Source organism: Mesorhizobium sp. M00.F.Ca.ET.216.01.1.1, from assembly GCF_004010325.2.
Classification (GTDB): Bacteria; Pseudomonadota; Alphaproteobacteria; order Rhizobiales; family Rhizobiaceae; genus Mesorhizobium.
Genome location: NZ_SADR02000001.1, coordinates 341,203 through 360,384, shown reverse-complemented (window position 1 = coordinate 360,384; position 19,182 = coordinate 341,203). Strand labels below are relative to the sequence as shown.

Here is a 19,182-nt window from a genome sequence, read left to right as displayed (position 1 = left end):
TGCCGGCAAATCGACAGGCCGGCCCGGTCAGGCTAAACAGGACGCCATGTTGACCAACGGCAAACGCGACGCAAGCGGCTCGACCGCCACGGAGCCCAACCGCCAGCCGCATATCGCGGTCGGCGAGGAGGGCGGGGTTCTTAGCTGCGCGTTCTCCGGAAGCTGGACGACGCGTACCGTGGCGCCGGTCGATGCCGACATGCGCAAGATCGAAAAGCGCAGCGGCTTCAAGACGCTGGAGCTCGACCTTTCCCATATCGACAAGATGGATACCGCCGGAGCCTGGCTGATCGATCGCCTGGTCAGCGCCTTCGAAAAGAAGGGCGTCGAAATCAGGCTGCAGGGAGAGAGCGAGATCGCCTCGATCCTGCTCGGTGCCGTCGGTGATGCCGTTCGGCGCGAGCGCGATTACGGCAGAATCCGGCCGCCCAACATCATCATCCGCGCGCTCGAGGCCGTTGGCCGGCGCGTCTATGAGATGCGCGACGATTTCCTCTCCTCGATGAACATCCTTGGCGCCACGATCCGTGGCGCTCAGATGAAGCTCGGCCGCGGCCACGCGGTCAATCCGGCCGCGATCTTCAACCAGATCGACCGCATGGGCGTCGGCGCCATCCCTGTGGTCGTGCTGATGTCGGCCATCGTCGGCGCCATCGTCGCCCAGCAAGGCGCCTATCAGCTCAGCTATTTCGGCGCCGACATCTTCGTCGTCGACCTGGTCGGCGTGCTGATCCTGCGCGAGCTCGGCGTGCTGATGACCGCGATCATGATCGCCGGTCGCTCCGGCAGTGCAATCACCGCCGAAATCGGCTCGATGAAGATGCGCGAGGAGGTCGATGCGCTGAAGGTCATCGGGCTCAATCCGATCGGCGTGCTGGTCTTCCCGCGGCTGGTCGCCCTGGTGATCGCCTTGCCTTGCCTGACGATCATCGCCAATTTCGCCGCACTTGGCGGCGGCATCGCCGCCGCCTGGCTCTACTCCGATATTGCGCCCGCCGCCTTCCTCGACCGGTTGCGCGTCGCCATCGATCTCAGCACCATTTTTGCCGGCCTGATCAAGGCGCCGTTCATGGCCATGATCATCGGCACGATTGCCTCCGTCGAAGGCTTGAAGGTTGGCGGCAGCGCCGAATCGCTCGGACGGCATGTCACCGCGTCGGTGGTGAAATCGATCTTTGTGGTCATCATCCTCGACGGGCTTTTCGCCATGTTCTATGCGGCAATCGAGTTCTGACATGGCGATGTCCGGCAGTACACAGGCGACGAGGACCGACAAGGACGAAGTCGTGCTTTCCGCGCACGACATCACCGTGTCCTTCGACGACAATGTCGTTCTCGACAAATTGTCGCTCGACATCAGGCGCGGCGAGATCCTGGGCTTTGTCGGCGCGTCGGGCGCCGGTAAATCAGTCCTTTTGCGCGCAATCCTTGGCCTGGTGCGCAAACAATCGGGAACGATCAAGCTGTTCGGCGTCGACGTTGACAAGGCGAGCGACATGGAACGCCTACGCCTGGACATGCGCCTTGGCGTCCTCTTCCAGCATGGCGCGCTGTTTTCGGCGCTTACGGTTCTCGAAAACGTCCAGGTGCCGATGCGCGAATATCTCGATCTGCCGAAAAAGCTGATGGACGAGCTGGCGATGCTCAAGGTCGAGCTGGTCGGGCTGCCGGCGGATGCGGCGCAGAAATTCCCCTCTGAGCTTTCCGGCGGCATGATCAAGCGTGCGGCGCTGGCGCGCGCGCTGGCGCTCGATCCGGACATCGTCTTCCTCGACGAGCCGACATCCGGCCTCGATCCGATCAGCGCGGCGGAGTTCGACGAACTGGTCGTCAAGCTGCGCGATACCATGGACCTGACCGTCTATATGGTCACGCATGACCTCGACACGCTGTTCACGGCGTGCGACCGCGTGGCGGTGCTCGGCAACAAGAAAGTGCTGGTCGAAGGCACGATCGACGACATGCTCAAAAGCGAAGAACCGTGGGTAAAATCCTATTTCCGCGGAAAACGTGCCCGTCAGCTTGATCTTGCGACGCGCGCATAGCCATAAGTGGGGAAATGGAAACCAGAGCAAACTACGTCATCGTCGGCATTTTCACGCTGGCTGCGATCCTTGCGGCCTTCGCTTTCGTCTATTGGACGGCCGCGATCGGCGAAAGGGGTGAGACGGCCGTGCTGCGCGTGCGCATTCCGGGCTCGGCCTCCGGCCTTGGCCGCGGCAGTTTCGTGCTGTTCAACGGCGTCAGGGTTGGTGATGTCAGGCGCGTCTATATCGACGTCGACAACCCGACCGCAGCCATAGCAGACACTGAAATCGACCGCATGACGCCGATCACCAAGTCGACGCAGGCCGATATCGGGCTTGCCGGCCTTACCGGCCAGGCCAATATCGAGCTCAGGGGCGCCAATCCCAAGGAAGCAAAGCTGCTTGATGAGGCTGAAAAGGAAGGCCGCGTTGCCGAGATTGTCGCCAACCCCTCCGCCGTCACCAACCTTCTGCAGACGGCGCAGAACATCTTCACCCGCGCCGACAAGGTCCTGTCCGACCTCGAAGGCTTCACCAGGGACGTGCGCGGACCGCTGACGCAAACCGTCAAGAACGTGCAGACGTTCTCCGATGCGCTGGCCAAGAATTCCGACGGGGTGGACAAGTTCCTCGCCAGCGTCAGTTCGCTGTCGGATTCGTTGCAGGGCGTTTCAGGCAAGCTCGACAGCACGCTCAAGGCAGCGGAAGAACTGCTCAATGCTGTCGACAAGGACCAGATCAAGAGCATCGTCGCTAATGTCGACACGGTTACGTCGAACCTGAAGGAAACCAGCAAGCAGTTCGACACGGTCATCAGGAATGTCGACACGGCGGTTGGGTCGATCAACGACTTCGCCCAGAAGACGCAAGGCACGCTAGCCAAGGTCGACAACGTCCTCGACGGTATCGATCCGGCTGAGGTTCGCAGCGCGCTGGCCAACATCCAGAAAGCCAGTGAAAATGCCAACAAGGCCGCCGCCGATATCGCCCAGGTGACCAACAAGTTCGCCAATCGGGCCGACGACATCGACCAGACCATCAAGGACGCACACCAGCTAGCCGGGCGCCTCAACGATGCTTCGGAGCGCGTCGACGGCATCCTCGCCAAGGTCGATAAGCTGCTCGGCTCGGGCCAAGCCGACGGCGTGATGGCCGATGCCAGGAATACGCTGAGATCGTTCAAGCAGGTCGCCGACACGCTGAATGCCCGCCTCGGCACAATCACCGACAATCTGGCCCGATTCTCCGGGTCTGGCCTGCAGAATGTCGAGGCGCTGGTCCAGGACAGTCGCCGTTCGATCAACCGCATTGAAGAGGCAGTAACGGACCTCAGTCGCAATCCGCAGCGGATCCTTTCCGGTGGTGAAGGCGAGGTTCGACAATTCGATGGCAGGGTGCGGCGTTGACTTCGGCGTCCGCCCGCCCCAAGAAAATGAGCTGCAAGTGCAGGTTGATCTTACCATCTGGGGACAACGGGGATCACGCGTGAAGTTGGTGGGGGTCAATTCGGGCGGGTTCAAATCGGGTTTGGTGTTGCTTTCCCTTACGCTTGCTGGTTGCGCGGCGCTGGGTGCCAAGCCTGCACCGCTGGACACGTTCGAGCTTTCGGCACCATCGCTCGAGGCGCGCGCCCACAGTCGCCGCCAGATCCTGATTGCCCAGCCTTCCGCGCTCAAGGCGCTAGACAGCCAAAACATCGTCATCAAGCTGTCCGACCGGTCGATCCAATATCTCAAAGGTGCGCAATGGGCCGACCGGCTGCCGCTTGTCGTGCAGGCGCGGCTCGCCGAGACATTCCAGCGCTCCGGCAGCTTCGCCGGTGTCGGCAAGCCGGGTGAGGGCCTGGCGATCGACTATCAGGTCATCGTCGAGATTCGTTCCTTCGAAGTCCGGGTTGACGGCGGCGAACACGCCGAAGTCGAGCTGTTCGTTCGGATATTGAACGACCGCAACGGCGAGGTGCTCGCTTCGAAGAGCTTCACCGCAGCAGCGCCCGTTTCCAGCGGCGGCAACCCAGCCTATGTCAATGCGCTGGACGCCGCCTTCGGCCAGGCGGCGAAGGACATCGTGCACTGGACGGATTCGGTGATCTGACGCAGCCGGCACTGCCGGGGCGCGGTTCTCTCCAGATAGCTCGCCTCCTCGATGGTCGGCGAGCACAGAAATCGAGATGAAAACGAAAAAGGCGGGAAGCTTCCCGCCTTTTTGCTGTCTTCTATCGTTCGGTCATTGCAGGCGGCCGCTGGCATGGGCCAGCATCGTATAGACTTTGCCGGTGTCCGAGGTCAGGTAGGTCTGCGCCATGATGTTGTCGCGGTCGTTGCGCGAGACATCCTTGAGCAGCTTCTCGAAATCGTCGCAGTAGCGGTCGACCGCGGCACGGAACTCCGCCTCGGCCTGATATTTGCGGCGGATTTCGTCGAAGGTCTGCTGACCCTTCAGCGTGTAGAGGCGCCGCGTGAACACGTCACGTTCGCCGCGCCGGTAGCGGTTCCACAACTCGATCGAGGCGTCGTGGTCGATGGCGCGGGCGATATCGACGGAAAGCGAGTTGAGCGATTCCATGACGTGAAGCGGCGAACGCTGGGCAGGAGCCGGGCGCGGCGCTTCCGCGGGCACTGCCGGCCTGGCGTCTTCCTCACGCGATGCCCCGGTCAGGAGATCGCGCACCCAACCGCCCTGCGGCGAGCGTCCGTTGGGATCGCGCTGGCGAGGCGCCGTGTCGGCGGGGCGCTCCAGGTCGAGCGTGCCGCGCAAGCTGGTTTCGCCCAGGGGTGCCTGAGGCGCACGACGCTCCGGCTGCGGCGCCGGCGGACGACGCTGCGGCTCGGGTGCGCGCGCAGCAGGCGCTGACGGTGCCGGACGCAGGTTGCGCGGCTCCGAAATGTCTCCGCTCCGGCCCGATTTTGCAACGATGTCAGACAGTTCCTTGAGCGCGTTGATCTGCTCGGAAACGGCGCGGCGGATGGCCGTGGTCGATTCCTTTGCCTCTTCCGGCATCTCGATGACGCCCTTCTTGAGCTCGGCACGGGTGAGGTCGAGCTCGCTCTTGATCGAACCCGCGGTGCGCCGCATCTCCTCGGTCGCGTCGGCGAAGCGCTGCGTTGCCGAATCGACGACCTCGGAAATGGCCAAGCGGATCTTGTCGGCCGACTGCAGCGTCTTGCCCTCGGCATTCTGCAGCGTCTGCCCGACGAGGTTTTCGAACGAACGCATCACTCTTTCGAGATCTTCCGACTTCTTGACCAGGCCGACGGCAAGGTCTTCCAGCGACGACTGTCTTTCCAGCGTGTGTTCGAGGTTGCTCTGCGCCGAGCTCAACAGATCCGAGGCACTGTGCAGCAGCCTGCTGTGCTCGTCGAACTTGGTGGCGATCGAGGCAACCTCGCGCAAGGTGGACGACGACAATTCGGTGAGCCGCGTCGTATTCGAATCGACCAGACGCGCCGAGCTGGCGAAGGTCTGCGCGGCTTTTTCCGTGGTCGCCGCGAAGCTTTGCGTGCTGCCGCTCAGCCGTTCGTCGACCTGGCCGAGGTTGGCCGCTGCCTGCTCGATCAGCTGACCGAGCTGCGAGCTGGAGGTGCTCATGCGGCCGATGAGATCGGCAACGCTGTCGGCGAGCGTCGAGCGCGCGCCTTCGACGGCCGACAATGTCTCGGCCGTCCGGCTTGCGAGAGCGTTGACGAGGGCTGCGTTTTCGCTGCGCAGCTTCTCGGTCGCCCGTTCGGTGACCTCTTCCATGCTTTTTTGCAGTTCCGAGCCACCCTGGGCGAAGCGTTCGACCAAAGGCCGTGCCGTTTCGTCGAGGATCCTCGACATCTCGGCCGAGCGTGCCGCAAGCATGGTGTTGAGCTCGCGGGTGTTGGCGCCGATGGTCTTGGCCGCATCGTTGGTGCTCTGGCCGATATGCTGGCCAACCGCGGTGAAGGTTTCCGCGATTGTGTTGGCGCGTGAGATGAGCTGCGACTCAGCGTTCGAAACCTGCTCGTTGAGTTTCTGGCCCATTGTTTCGGCAGTGGAGGCGAGACGGTTCTCGACGTTGGCGACCTGCTCCTCGACACGGGCGGCTGCTGCCGCGGCGCTGGATGCAAAGCGTTCGTCGGCGCCGGCCAGCGCCTGCTCGATTTCGCGGGCGTGGACTGCAAGCTCCTGACCCGTCTGCCGGGTACGTTCGGCAACCCTTTGCTCGGTGCTGGCGAAGGCCCCGATAATGGTCTCGGCGTGCCCGCCGATCGTGTTGCTGGTATCGGCGATACGCGACACCAGGCGCTGGTCCGCCTCGTCGAAGATGCGGCCGATCTCGGATGCGCGCGTCGACAGCGCTTCCGAACCTTCGGCGATGCGCGACATCAAATGCTGGTCGGCGGCATCGAAAATGCGGCCGAGGTCCGCGGCCCGCGCCGCCAGTGCTTGGGCCGATTCGCCGATGCGCAGGCTCATCTGTTCGTCGGCGCCCTCGAAGTTGCGCAGGATATCACCGGCGCGTGCCGCCAGTGACTGGGCCGTCTCGACCGCACGGGCAACCAGCTTCTGGTCCGCCGCATCGAATGTGCCGACGATCTCGCCGGCACGCGCCGCCAACTGGTCCGCCGTTTCCTGGGCTCGGGCCAGCAAGGAGTTAGACGCATCGTCGGCGCGGGCAATGAGAGCGCTCGACCTGTCTTCGGCACGCGCGGCGATGCGGCTATCCGCCTCCTCGAAGGCGCGAGCGATGTCCTCGGCTCTGACAAGCAGGGCGGCCGAGGTCTGCTCGGCGCGTTCGGCGATCTTGCGGTCGGCATCGCTGAAGGCCATACCGGCCTGCTGGCGCATGGCGCTGGTGACTTCCATGACCTTTTCGCGCAACTGGCCGGCGACGAAGACAGCACTCTTTTCGAGCACGTTGCGGACATTGTCGACGCCGGTCGACAGCGCACGCTCCATGGTCGCGGCACGCTCCTCGATGACGCCTGTCTGCCGGCTGAACGCCTGCTCGATCTTTTCGACATCCGCGGCGATGGCAGCGGAGATGTCCGTGCTTCTGGCGGCGATCTGGTCGATGTGACCGGACAGCGAACGGTCGACGTCGTCGCGCGTATCTGCCAGCTTGGCCAGATCGGCTTCCAGCGCCCGCTTGAGGATATCCCGGCCCTCGGCCAATTTCTCGACCTGGCCGGCGACCAGCCCGTCGATGCTCGACCGGCTCTCCGCCAGTTTGGCAAGATCGTCTTCGAGCGCCCGCTTGAGGATATCGCGGCCCTCGGCGAGCTTCTCGACCTGGCCCGCGACCAGCCCGTCGATGCTCGACCGGCTTTCCGCCAGCTTGGCGAGATCGTCCTCGAGCGCCTTCGACAATGTCGAGCGATCCTGGACGAGCCTTTCGGTGTGACCCTGGACGAGGCCATTGACGCTGTCGAGATCGGCTTCCAGCGCCCGCGCGAACTCTGCGCGATTTTCGGTCAGCTGCTGCTGCTGCTCGGCAATGGTGCCCTTGATCGTGTTGAGATCGGCTTCCAGCGCCCGCTTGAGGATGTCGCGGCCTTCGGCGAGCTTCTCGACCTGGCCGGCGACCAGCCCATCGATGCTCGACCGGCTTTCCGCCAGTTTGGCGAGATCGTCTTCGAGCGCCTTGGACAGGGTCGAACGGTCCTCAACAAGCCTGTTCATGTGCTCGGAAACAACGCCGTTCACATTCTGCAGGTCGGCTTCCAACGCCTGTGAAAGTTGGCTGCGGTCCACCGCCAGCTTCTCCGATTGGCCGGCAACAACGTCCTTGATCGTGTTGAGATCGGCTTCCAGCGCCCGCTTGAGAATGTCACGGCCTTCGGCGAGCTTCTCGACCTGGCCGGCGACCAGCCCGTCGATGCTCGACCGGCTTTCAGCCAGCTTGGCAAGGTCGGCTTCGAGCGTTTGCGACAGCAGGCTGCGATCGTCGGCGAGCCTGGCCGAATGATCCTCGACCAGGTTCCTTATGCCCGACAGATCGTTCTCGAGCGAACGGGAAAGCTCGGACCGGTCTTCCGCCAGCTTCGCGGAATGGTTCTCCATCAGGCCTTTAATGCCGATGATGTCGGTTTCCAGAGCCTTGGCCAGGATGGCGCGGCCTTCGGCGATCTTCTCGACCTGGCCGGCGACCAGGCCGTCGATGCTGGCGCGGCTGTCGGCCAGCTTGCCGAGATCGGTCTCGAGGGCGCGTGAAAGGATGCTGCGGCCTTCGGCAAGTTTCCCGACATGCCCGGCAACCATTTCATCAATGATCGTGCGAGCTTGCACGAGTTTCCCAGAGTCCTCATTCAAGGCGTGGGCAAGCCTGTTGCGGCCCTCTTCGAGTTGCTCGAGATGACTGCCGAGCGACGCGTCGATGGCGGCGCGCGATTCGTTGACTTTGCGCAGATCCTCCTCGAGCGCCCGCGAGATCAGGTTGCGGCCTTCGGCAAGCTTCTGGACCTGGTTGGCCACGGCGTCATCGATGCCGGCGCGGCTTTCCGCGAATTTAGCCAGGTCGGCCTGCATTGCAGCAGCCATGCGATCGCGGCTTTCGGAAAGCTTGCGGCTGTGGGTTTCGACGGCTTCCTCGATACCGGCGCGGGCATCGGCAAGCCGCTGGATGTCGGTGTCGAAGGAGCGGGACACGACATGACGGGCCGCTTCCATGCGCCCGGCGAAATCGCTGGCGCGCGCTTCGAGCATCGAAGAGGTCGACGAGATGATGTCGGCCATGTCGGCACCGATCTGGGTTTTGCCCTGATCGATCATCGCCGACAGCGTGTCCTTGCTCTCCGAGAATGTGTGTGCGATTTCGCGTGCGCGCTCGACCAACGTCTCGTTGATCTGGCGTGCACGGGCCTCAAGTGCAGCATTGAGCTTCTGCGTGCCGGTGTCCAGCGCCTCGGCGCGGGTCTGGAATTCGCTGATCAGCGCCTGGCCACGCTCGGCCAGCGTGCGCTCGATGCCGCTCAGGCTGGCTTCGAACTCGGAATTGAGCGTGCGTGCGGCGCCACCGAGCAGCGAAACCATGCCGTTGGTCCGGTCGTCGAGCAGATCGGTCAGCGAACGGGTGAGACCGTCGGTCGTGTCCGTCAGCTTGGCAATGCGTGTGTCGAGAAGGCTGGCGAAGGCTTCGCCTGATGTCGACAGCCGGTCGGTGATCGTATCGAGCCGGCCCTCCACCGAATCGAAGATCGACATCGAGCTCTCGTTGATCCTGTCGATCAGCGTGTCGCCGGAATTGTTGATCGTCATCGACAGCTTGGTCGATGCATTGAGGATACTGTCGCGGATGATGTCGCTGGCAGCGCCGATCTCGTCCTTCAGCGTCTCGTGGGCGCCGGCGATCGACGCACGCACGCGCTCGGCATGGCTGACCACGGCCTCGCGCTCACTGCCGAGCCCGTCGACGAGCGAGCGGATGCGGGCTTCGTTCTCCGAATAGGAGCGCTCGATCTGGTTCACTTCGCTGTGGACCAGCGTTTCGAGCTCGACGGCGCGCGCAAGCGTGCGTTCGATGCCTTCGCCCATCGCCGCCACCTCGCGGCGAACGGCCTGTCCGATCATCATGACACGATCCTGGGCAAGATTTTCCGGCTCCGCCAGGCGGAAAGCCACTTCTGTCATCGACTGGGCAGCAATGCGCATTTCCTGGGCACGACGAACCATCGCCGCGAAGGCCCAGAACAAGATGATGGGAACGATCGCGGCGACAGCCAGGCCGATCAGTTCGGGACGGGCGAAGAACTGGTCAAACGTGCGGATTTTCCAGATGCTTGGTCCGAACAGCAGATTGGCCAAACCGCCGGCGCCTGCGACCCAGGCCAGCGAAATGAACGCCACGACCCAATAGATCGTGCTCGACGCACGCCGGTTGAGGCCGTGCAGCAACGTACGGTAATCTTTTTGGCGATCGTCGTTGGCCGGCGTGAGACCGGTCGGCTGCGAGCCATTGCGCGTTTCCACTGGACGCAGTTCGGCCGGCTTGGCCGTGGGCTTTGCTTCCTGGCTCAGGTTGGCGGCAGGCTCCGCGTTCTGATTGCGGCCTTCGCGCGCCAATTCGTCGGCGGCTTGCGATATCTGCGCTTCCAGGTCTTCCATCGACGCCGCAATGTCGAGGTCGCCGCTGCCATTTCCGCTCAAATCCAGGTCGAGCGCCTTTTCGAGTTCCCTGGCTACGTCGCTGTCGAGAGTTCTTGTTGTCGTTGGTTTCTTCGCCATGCCGTCGCTACCCTGTACTAGCTGCCAAGGGATTTATGATCTGATTTTTCGTATCCCACGCAGGAGGCTGAAAGTGGACCTTCGTATCGTAATGACACACCGGGGTAAAGAAAACATGCATTCCGCGGGATACGTAAAACTTTAAATATAAGGTTAACGGAACCGTGATTCCGCTGCCTCTTCGTCAACATTTTTTCGGGCCATCCATTAACCCGTTGGCTACGGGAAGAGCCTAGGTTGAGCGATCGAATTCGGGGCGATCAAAGACAATTCGGGCGATCAAAGACGGGGAGTGCCAAATTGATACGCGGCGAAAGCGGCATTGCCTTTTCAATGCCAGGCGGCGATGTGTCGGGAACGGCTGGGTCGCGGCCTGTGGACATGGCGCATCTTGCGCGTCAGACCATGGGTGACCGCGCTCTCGAGCAGGAGGTGCTGGCGCTCTTCGTGCAGCAGGCGCTTTCCGTCCGCGACCGGATAGTCGACGCCGACATCAATGAACGGCTGCTTCTGGCGCATGGGCTCAAAGGCTCGGCGCGAGGGATTGGCGCCTTCGCCATTGCCGATTGCGCCACCGCCATCGAACGTCAGCCCGAAAATGTCAGCGCGCTCAAGCGGCTCGGCACCTTGATCGAGGAAGTGCGCGATTTCATCGCCGCCATCAGTCGCTAGACAACTTCCGAAAAACGTCACCGAGCGGCGCTTTCGCGCCGCAGTTGACTTGTCCGGCGGAGTGATTATCTCGGCTGGGACTCCCTCTCAGGTGACAAATGACCAAGCTGACCTTCATTGCCCATGATGGCACACATTTTGACGTGGATGCCGAAAACGGCTCGACCGTCATGGAAAATGCGATCCGCAACGCCGTGCCGGGGATCGAGGCCGAATGCGGCGGCGCCTGCGCTTGCGCGACCTGCCATGTCTATGTCGACGAGGCGTGGGCGGGGGAAGTCGGCGAGCCGGAAGCGATGGAGGAGGACATGCTGGACTTCGCCTACGACGTTCAGCCGAACTCACGGCTGTCATGCCAGATCAAGGTGCGCGACGCTCTTGATGGCTTGGTCGTCCGCGTGCCCGCCCGCCAGGGCTGACATCGTTTGCTCTAAGCCCTTTTGGCGATTTTTCCCGCGGCGTCTTGGCAGCGGACCAATGGTCATGCAGTGTCGCGCCGTTTCCCTACAGTGCCGCGCGTCCTCTTGGACGCGCAAAGGACGCTGTAGCAATTTGAGTGGCGCATGACCGATATAACCAGAACGGACGTACTCATTGTCGGCGCAGGACCTATCGGCTTGTTTGCCGTGTTCGAACTCGGCCTCTTCGACATGAAGTGCCATCTGATCGACATCCTCGACCGGCCGGGCGGGCAATGCGCCGAACTCTACCCGGAAAAGCCGATCTACGACATTCCCGGCTGGCCTTTGATCACCGCACAGGGCCTTGTCGACAAGCTGCTTGAGCAGGTCCACCCGTTCAAGCCGGAATTCACTTTCAACCGCATGGTGTCGAGCCTCGAAAAGCTTGAGGACGGTGGCTTCCGCGTCACCACCGACGAGAACGAGGTGTTCGAGGCCAAGGTGGTGGTGATCGCCGCCGGTGGCGGCTCGTTCCAGCCGAAGCGGCCGCCCATTCCGGGCATCGAGCCCTATGAAGGCAAAAGCGTTTTCTACTCGGTTCGCCGGATGGAGGAGTTTCGCGGCCACGACCTCGTCATCGTCGGCGGCGGCGATTCGGCGCTCGACTGGACGCTGAACCTGCAGCCGGTGGCCAAAAGCGTGACGCTCGTCCACCGGCGTCCCGAATTTCGCGCCGCGCCCGACAGCGTCAACAAAATGTATGCCTTGCAGGAGTTGAAGCAGCTGGATTTCCAGGTCGGTCAGGTGACCGGACTGAACGGCGCCGACGGCCAGCTTTCATCGGCGATCATCAAGGGCCCCGACGGAGATATCGAGGTGCCCTGCACGCGGATGCTGCCGTTCTTCGGCCTGACCATGAAGCTTGGGCCGATCGCCGAATGGGGGATTAACCTTCACGAGAACCTGATCCCGGTCGACACCGAGAAATTCCAGACCTCGGTGCCCGGCATCTTCGCTGTCGGCGACATCAATTGGTATCCAGGCAAGCTGAAGCTGATCCTGTCGGGTTTCCATGAGGTCGCCCTGATGGCGCAGGCGGCAAAGCGCGTCGTCAGCCCCGGCGAGCGCATCGTCTTCCAGTACACGACATCGTCGACCAGCTTGCAAAAGAAGCTCGGCGTCGTGGACTGAAGCAGGTTTCCGGCTTTACTCCGCGAGAACCGGCGCCGCGGTCTCGGGATGGCCGCGCAGCGGCTTCTCCGGCATCAGCCCAAGCATGACAAGCGACAAAAGCAGCATTGCGGCTGTTGCGAGAAAGATCATGACGAATGGCGCCGTCGATGTGATCTGTCCAGCGTCGGGTGTGCCTTCGCCGGCGAGCGGCAGGCCGTAGCCGAGGGCAACGGCGCCAAGCATCGCGACGCCGAGCGCGGCGCCCAGCGAACGCAGGAATGTCAGCACGCCGGTTGCGACGCCGAGATGTGCTCGGTCGACGGCGTTCTGGACCGACACGGTGGCGACCGGAAACGTCGTGCCTGTCCCCAGGCCTACGCAGGTCGTCAACACCTCGACGAGCAAAAGCGAGGCATGCCCTGCGACCAGGCTGAGCACGCCGAGGCACAGGATGGCGAAGGCCGTGCCTACCATGGCGATGCGCTTGTAGTGGAAAAAGCGCGGTATCGTGCGCCCGCTGAACGTTGCGCCAGCGACCGTGCCAAGCATCAGTCCAAGCAACGCGGTTCCCGACTGGCTGACCGAGAGGCCGACGATCGACTGCAGGTAGACCGGCAAATAAACCGACAAGCCGACACTGGCGGCCTGCAACAGGAACATCGAAAGTGTGCCGGCCAGAACGATCGGATTGCCAAGGACCTCGAGCGAGACCAGCGGTTCGGCCGCCCGCATGAGACGCAGCGCGAAGCCGCCCCAGAAAACCGCCGAACAGGCGAGCAGCCCGAGGATCTCGCGCGACATCCAGGGGTAGGCGCTGCCGCCCCAGTTCAGCGCCAGCAGCAGCAACGACGTCGCCACGATAAGAAGCAGCGCGCCGAGGCCGTCGATCCGGTGATGCTTCGCGGTTATCGGCAGCTTCTTGAGCGGCATGTTGATGATTGCCATGGCCAGCAGGCCGAGCGGGATGTTGATCCAGAAGATCAACGACCAATGCAGATGTTCGGCGAAGGTGCCGCCGAGCAGCGGCCCGGCGATGCTGGCGACTGCCCATGTGCCCGATATCCAGGCCGCGTAACGCGCACGCTCGCGCGGCGGAACAAGGTCGCCGATGACGGTCTGCGTCAGGGCGAACAGACCGCCGCCGCCAGCGCCCTGGATCGCCCGGCCAGCGACGAGCACGAGCATGTTGGGAGCCAGTGCGCTGACCAGTGATCCAGCAAGGAAGATAAGCACGGCCGCATAGACTGTCGGGCGACGCCCGTAGACGTCGGAGATCTTGCCGTAGAGCGGCGCCATCGCGGTTGCCGTCAAAAGGTAGCCGGTCACGATCCACGGCAAATATTCGGCATGGCCGAGCGAGCGCGCGATGGTCGGCAGGGCCGGCGCGACAATGGTCTGGTCGAGCGCGGCCAACAGCATCGACAACAGCACGCCGCCGATGATGGCGTTCTTCTCGCTTTCGCTTAGCGGAAGCGCCTCGGCCGGCGCAATGGCCGCTTCGCTGACAGCTTTGTTCATCGATCCACTCCGTTCGCCCCGCTGGCGAGACCATTTCCAGAGGCGGAGCCGAGCCCGGCCGTCTATGCGCCGGTGGCGGCGGCAGGCCGTAGATCGGACCTTCTGAATTCGGCTGTGGACCTCGTTGAGGCAACGGGGCTTCGAATCCCAGGGGGACGGGATCGCCGGACTACCGACCGGCACGCGTTTCCTGAAACAGCGGGGCGGAAATAACAGACGATCCGGAACGTGTCGAGGCAAAGGCGCTCGCTGATCCCTAAATCGTTACCGTCTGGCCCAAGCTAACCCGGCAACCGGCCACTCTCGGTGCGCTCGATACGGTAGCGCAGCAGCCGCAGGATGCGGCTTTCGAAATTGACGCCTTCGACGCGGTCGAACTGGACCTGGGCGCGGTCGTGCTTTGCAAGCATGGCCGCGGTGATCTCCGCGGCCTTCGCCTTTGCCGCATCGCAGGTCTTCTGCGGGTAGGTCGCCTTCAGCGCGTCCTCGAGCGCGCGCGCATGGTTCTTGGCGATCTCGACATGGCGTTCCTCATGGCGCTTGATGTCGGCGGACAATGTATCCCAGAACAGCCTCACATCCCGATCGGCCTTGCGCGGGCGACGCCACTCGGGAAGGATAACCTTGACCTTGAGGGTCACAATTGCATCGACGATCCGGCAGGAGTCCGATTTTTGCGCATAGCTGACACGGGTGGTGAACGCCATTTGCGTGGCGCCCGGATGCCTCATCCCGGTGCTTTTCACCTGGGGCCCGTTTTTCGAGAGCTGTGCTTCGATGTCGTCGAGCGTCCGGCCGCCGACGCTGAAGTAGCTGTATGTCTTTACCAGGTTAGCCGCGGCCGCCGGCAGGGCGGTCAAGGCAAGCATCAGGGCGCAGAGCAGGGATCGTTTCATCGTGTTGCCTCTTCACCCACCTTGCGTTACGGCCGTCCCCGGTGCAACGGAAATGATCGTCGGCGGATCATACATGGTTGATGGACAATGACGACAAAGCGATGGCAGCTGGCGCATGGACGCCATCTCGACCTTGGCGGCAAGGCCATCGTCGTCGGCATCCTCAACGTCACGCCGGACAGCTTTTCCGACGGCGGGCTGTTCGTTGCACCCGACCAGGCCGTGGCCCAGGCGCGCCGCATGCTGGAGGAGGGGGCCTCCGTCATCGACGTCGGGGGAGAATCGACACGCCCCGGTGCATCTCCGGTAACCGCCGAGGAAGAGCAGAGCCGCATACTGCCTGTCGTCAAGGCGCTCGCCAGGCTTGGAGAAGCCCTGATTTCGGTCGATACCTATCGCGAGGATACGGCCCGGCTTGCCGTCGCGGCCGGCGCGCACATTGTCAATGACGTCTGGGGTTTGCAGCGCGAACCGGGCATCGCGCGCGTCGCCGCCGAGACCGGCGCCGGGCTGATCATCATGCATACCGGGCGTGACAGGCAGAAACTGCCTGATGTGATCGCCGACCAGTTTCTCTTCCTCAGGAAATCACTGGAGATCGCGCACGCGAGCGGTGTTGCCGACGACCAGATCGTGCTCGACCCGGGCTTCGGCTTCGCCAAGGAAGCGGCGGAGGAAAACCTCGACCTGATGGCGCGGTTTTCAGAGCTCGATGCGCTCGGCTTTCCGCTGATGGCGGGCACATCGCGAAAACGCTTCATCGGCGCTGTCACCGGCCGCGACGCCACGGCGAGAGGCGCTGGAACGGCTGCCACCAGCGTCATTCTGAGGCTCAAGGGGGCCCATCTGTTTCGCGTCCACGATGTCGCAATCAACGTGGATGCGCTGGCCTTTGCCGATGCTATGCTGGCGCGAAAATCGGGATCGATTTTCGGAAAGCCCGATGCGTAGATTTAAAACGTTAGAGCGTACTTTGTGCGTCCAAGTGGACGCACGTCGCTCTAATCGAGCGGGAGGCTGAGCGATGTATGTCATCCGCATGAAGAACTGCGCCTTCTTTGCCCGGCACGGCGTGCTGGACGAGGAGGAGACGCTCGGCCAGCGTTTTTATGTCGATGCAGCCCTCACCGTCGAACCCGGCCGGGCGCTGGTCGACGATTCCATCGAGGACACCGTCCACTATGGCACCGCCTTTGGAGTGATCGAAAAGATCATAACCGGGGAGCGGCGCTTTCTGATCGAAGCGCTGGCGCTGGAAGTAGCGCGGGCGCTGACAGCGCGGTTTCCACAGATCAGAAAAGCCGAGATCACCGTGCGCAAGCCAAACGCGCCGGTGCCCGGGGTACTTGATCACGTCGAGGTGACCGTTGTCTGGCCCGAATAACACTGTCTATCTCAGCCTTGGCGGCAATCTCGGCGATCCGGCAAAGTCGATGGGCGCGGCGCTGCGCCTGCTCGACGCCGATGCCGACACACGCGTCGTTGCCGTTTCCTCGCTTTACCGCACGCCGCCCTGGGGCAAGCTCGACCAGCCGGATTTTCTCAATGCGGCGGCCGAAATCTCGACTGTGCTTGCGCCACGGGCACTGCTCGAGCTTTGCCTCGACGCCGAACACAAGCTGAAGCGCGTGCGCGAGGCGCGCTGGGGGCCGCGCCTGATCGATATCGATATCCTGGTTTTCGGCGACCGGATCATCCATGAGGCGGGGCTGGAGGTACCGCATCCCAGGATGCTGGAGCGCGCCTTTGTCCTGGCACCGCTGGCCGAGATCGCGCCGGACCTTGCCGTTGCCGGCAGGAGCGTGTCCGAGCGGCTGGGCGCCGTCGACACCTCAGGCATAGAGCGACTGCCGTCAGGCCGGGACTGGTGGCTGGCCTGAAGCGGCCCGAAGTCAGCCGGAAAATCCGCCGCCATCGAGGAAGGCCTGTTCCTCCGGCGTCGTCGCGCGGCCAAGCGCCCTGTTTCGATGCGGAAAGCGGCCGAAGCGTTGAATGATGTCGCGGTGCTCGATGGCATATTTCAGATAGGCCTCGGCTTTGGCGGCAGTAAGCTCCACCGATTTGAGCTGGTCAGCAGGAAGCTCCGAATGCTCATACGGCAAATAGAGGAAAACGCGGAGCTCTTCGTCCAGCAACAGGTCCTGCCCAGAGGCGATCGCTATCCCGGTAAAATAGCGTGCAAGCGGATCGGTGGCATACATATGGCCGGTGCCGCGAAAGCAGTTTCGTGGAAACTGGTCGAGCAGGATCATCAGTGCCAGCGAACCTTCGGCATGCTCCGACCAGTCGTCGCATTCGCGCCGCGCGGCGGCGTAATGCAGGTCGAGGAACCGGTTGCGGAAGCCTACATCGAAAGCATCGTTGTTCTCGAACCATGCATCCTCTCCGGCCTCACGCCAGAATTTGGTGACTAAGCGCGCGCGCTCGTCCAATTCGGTCATCTGCTACTCCTCGGCAGGCTCTGATTTATGCAGCACGCCGGCGGTTTCTTCATTGAGCGCCTGGCCGGGGCGGCGCGGGGTGCTGAGCGGCGTCGGAATGGGCGTGCCGATATTGCCTTTGAGGAAGCGTCGTCCGGCTCGAATGCCTTCGGCGAGCTGCATTTCGAAACGGGCGGCATCGCGGCGGCGGACATCCTCGATCACCTCGGCGACCTCCGCCGGGTCGACACCCAGCGCTTCCAGCGTCGAGCCGCCGAAGACAAGTGCTGATTCAAAGGTTTCGCGAAGCTGGAAGTCGACGTCGGCACGAATGAGCTGCAGCGCGGTTCCGCGATCGAAGGCGCGTGCCAGCACCGTCAGCAGCGGAAACTCCGCCTTGATGAGCTCGGCGATGCGAACGGCGGCATCGGGCTTGTCGACGCAGATCAGCACGGCGCGCGCCCGTCCAGCACCCGCGGCACGCAGGATGTCCAGCCGCGTGCCGTCGCCATAATAGACCTTGAAGCCGAAATCGGCGGCCGCCTGGATCATTTCAACCTCATTGTCGATGATCGACACATCGATCCCGCGCAACAAGAGCGGTTGGCTGGCAATCTGGCCGAAGCGGCCAAAGCCGATGATCAGCACGCTGCCGGTAAGGCCGTCGGCAATATCGACCCCTTCGAGCGACTGCTCATCGCGCGGCGTGACATAGCGCAACGCCGTGATGGCCAGAGGCGTCAGCACCATCGAGATTATGACGATCGCAGTCAGCGTCGCATTGGCCTGATTGTCGATGATGCCGACGGTCGCTGCCGCGGAATAGAGAACGAAGGCGAATTCGCCGCCTTGCGCCATGAACACCCCGCGCTCGAGTGCCTCCCGGTGGCCGGTCTTGAGGATGCGGGCAACGAGATAGATGCCGACCGTCTTCATCACCATGTAGGCGACAACGTAGATGGCGACGAGGCGCCAGTTCTCGACTACCACGTTAAGATCGAGCGACATGCCGACGGCAAGGAAGAACAATCCGAGCAGGATGCCGCGGAACGGTTCGATGTCCGCCTCCAATTGATGGCGGAAAGTCGATTCCGACAGAAGCACGCCTGCCAGGAAGGCGCCCATCGCCATCGACAGGCCGGAGAGCTGCATGGCAAGCGCGGAACCCAAAACGACCAGCAGTGCCGCAGCGGTCATCACCTCGCGGGCACGGGCATCCGCCAGGATGCGGAAGAACGGGTTGAGCAGATAGCGCCCGGCCACCACCAGTCCGACGATCGCGGCGAGGCCGATGGCAACCTCCGTCAGTCGTTGCGACAGGCTCATATCAGCGCCGCCAGGCGCCAGAAAGGCGATCAGCGCCAGCAGCGGCACGATTGCCAGGTCCTCCAGCAGCAGGATGGAGACGATGCGCTGGCCCTTGGGCGAGGCGATCTCGCCGCGTTCTTCCAAAAGCTGCATGACGATCGCGGTCGAGGTCAGCACAAAGCCGGCGCCGGCGACGAAGGATTGCGCGATCGGAAAACCTCCCGCTAGCCCAACACTGGTCAGCAAAAGCGCGCAGACGCCGACCTGCAGCGCACCAAGGCCGAAGATTTCCCGGCGCAGCCCCCAAAGCCGTGACGGCTGCATCTCCAGGCCGATGATGAACAGGAACATGACGACGCCGAGTTCGGCGACATGAAGAATGGCTTCCGACTCGGAAAAGATGCCGATGCCGAACGGGCCGATGACCACGCCCGCGGCGAGGTAGCCGAGGATGGAGCCGAGGCCCATGCGCTTGAAGATCGGTACGGAGATGACGCCAGCGGCGAGCAACGCCACCACTTGAAACAGTTCGCTGCCCGATGCCTCTGCCGCCATGCCTGCCGTTCCGTTCCTTTTGAAG

15 protein-coding genes are annotated in these 19,182 nt (G+C 63.0%); 10 read left to right on the top strand and 5 right to left on the bottom strand.

Annotated elements, in window-relative coordinates; all coding sequences use genetic code 11:
* The first annotated feature begins 46 nt into the window (after positions 1-46).
* The 4 genes from EN859_RS01830 to EN859_RS01815 are packed head-to-tail and all read left to right on the top strand — an operon-like array spanning position 47 to position 4,121.
* Complete coding sequence (locus tag EN859_RS01830) at positions 47-1,234, top strand: ABC transporter permease (protein ID WP_127852129.1); 1,188 nt, start codon at positions 47-49, stop codon at positions 1,232-1,234.
* 1 nt (position 1,235) lies between these two features.
* Entirely contained in the window at positions 1,236-2,045 is an 810-nt protein-coding gene (locus tag EN859_RS01825) for an ABC transporter ATP-binding protein (RefSeq protein ID WP_127852128.1), read from the top strand.
* A gap of 14 nt (positions 2,046-2,059) precedes the next feature.
* Complete coding sequence (locus EN859_RS01820; RefSeq protein ID WP_127852127.1) at positions 2,060-3,433, top strand: MlaD family protein; 1,374 nt, start codon at positions 2,060-2,062, stop codon at positions 3,431-3,433.
* Positions 3,414-4,121 carry an ABC-type transport auxiliary lipoprotein family protein gene (locus tag EN859_RS01815; protein WP_127852301.1) on the top strand — a complete coding sequence of 236 codons (708 nt, stop codon included), beginning with the start codon at positions 3,414-3,416 and terminating at the stop codon, positions 4,119-4,121. Before EN859_RS01820 ends, EN859_RS01815 begins: the two co-directional genes overlap by 20 nt.
* A 132-nt stretch (positions 4,122-4,253) precedes the next feature.
* On the opposite strand, the gene EN859_RS01810 is transcribed toward EN859_RS01815, so the two are convergent.
* Complete coding sequence (locus EN859_RS01810) at positions 4,254-10,214, bottom strand: kinesin (protein WP_127852126.1); 5,961 nt, start codon at positions 10,212-10,214, stop codon at positions 4,254-4,256.
* Positions 10,215-10,517: 303 nt separating this feature from the next.
* Here EN859_RS01810 and EN859_RS01805 point away from each other — a divergent pair, with 303 nt between their 5' ends.
* The 3 genes from EN859_RS01805 to EN859_RS01795 all read left to right on the top strand — a co-directional run bounded on the left by EN859_RS01805 (position 10,518) and on the right by EN859_RS01795 (position 12,478).
* A complete protein-coding gene (locus tag EN859_RS01805) occupies positions 10,518-10,886 on the top strand; it encodes an Hpt domain-containing protein (RefSeq protein WP_127852300.1) in 369 nt (122 codons plus the stop codon).
* A 98-nt stretch (positions 10,887-10,984) separates the two neighbouring features.
* On the top strand, positions 10,985-11,305 hold the full coding sequence (locus EN859_RS01800; RefSeq protein WP_127852125.1) for a 2Fe-2S iron-sulfur cluster-binding protein: 321 nt from the start codon (positions 10,985-10,987) through the stop codon (positions 11,303-11,305).
* A 144-nt stretch (positions 11,306-11,449) separates the two neighbouring features.
* Positions 11,450-12,478 (top strand): NAD(P)/FAD-dependent oxidoreductase, encoded by a 1,029-nt coding sequence (locus EN859_RS01795; RefSeq protein WP_127852124.1) that lies wholly within the window; start codon positions 11,450-11,452, stop codon positions 12,476-12,478.
* A gap of 15 nt (positions 12,479-12,493) precedes the next feature.
* On the opposite strand, the gene EN859_RS01790 is transcribed toward EN859_RS01795, so the two are convergent.
* Both EN859_RS01790 and EN859_RS01785 read right to left on the bottom strand, forming a co-directional pair.
* The gene (locus EN859_RS01790) at positions 12,494-13,978 is read right to left on the bottom strand and encodes an MDR family MFS transporter (RefSeq protein ID WP_127852123.1); all 1,485 of its coding nucleotides are present in this window, start codon (positions 13,976-13,978) and stop codon (positions 12,494-12,496) included.
* Positions 13,979-14,259: 281 nt separating this feature from the next.
* Positions 14,260-14,874, bottom strand: coding sequence for a DUF922 domain-containing protein (locus tag EN859_RS01785; protein ID WP_127852122.1), 615 nt, complete (start codon positions 14,872-14,874; stop codon positions 14,260-14,262).
* 87 nt (positions 14,875-14,961) lie between these two features.
* Here EN859_RS01785 and folP point away from each other — a divergent pair, with 87 nt between their 5' ends.
* The 3 genes from folP to folK all read left to right on the top strand — a co-directional run bounded on the left by folP (position 14,962) and on the right by folK (position 16,754).
* Positions 14,962-15,825: a dihydropteroate synthase gene (folP, locus tag EN859_RS01780; RefSeq protein ID WP_127852121.1), complete on the top strand. Its 864-nt coding sequence runs from the start codon at positions 14,962-14,964 to the stop codon at positions 15,823-15,825.
* A gap of 73 nt (positions 15,826-15,898) precedes the next feature.
* Entirely contained in the window at positions 15,899-16,258 is a 360-nt protein-coding gene (gene folB, locus EN859_RS01775; RefSeq protein ID WP_127852120.1) for a dihydroneopterin aldolase, read from the top strand.
* Positions 16,242-16,754 carry a 2-amino-4-hydroxy-6-hydroxymethyldihydropteridine diphosphokinase gene (folK, locus tag EN859_RS01770; RefSeq protein WP_127852119.1) on the top strand — a complete coding sequence of 171 codons (513 nt, stop codon included), beginning with the start codon at positions 16,242-16,244 and terminating at the stop codon, positions 16,752-16,754. The genes folB and folK overlap by 17 nt, the downstream gene beginning before the upstream one ends.
* A gap of 12 nt (positions 16,755-16,766) precedes the next feature.
* Here the strand turns inward: folK and EN859_RS01765 are convergent, their stop codons facing one another.
* Both EN859_RS01765 and EN859_RS01760 read right to left on the bottom strand, forming a co-directional pair.
* Positions 16,767-17,315, bottom strand: coding sequence for a DUF924 family protein (locus tag EN859_RS01765; RefSeq protein ID WP_127852118.1), 549 nt, complete (start codon positions 17,313-17,315; stop codon positions 16,767-16,769).
* Positions 17,316-17,318: 3 nt separating this feature from the next.
* The gene (locus EN859_RS01760) at positions 17,319-19,157 is read right to left on the bottom strand and encodes a monovalent cation:proton antiporter-2 (CPA2) family protein (protein WP_127852117.1); all 1,839 of its coding nucleotides are present in this window, start codon (positions 19,155-19,157) and stop codon (positions 17,319-17,321) included.
* Positions 19,158-19,182: the final 25 nt, after the last annotated feature.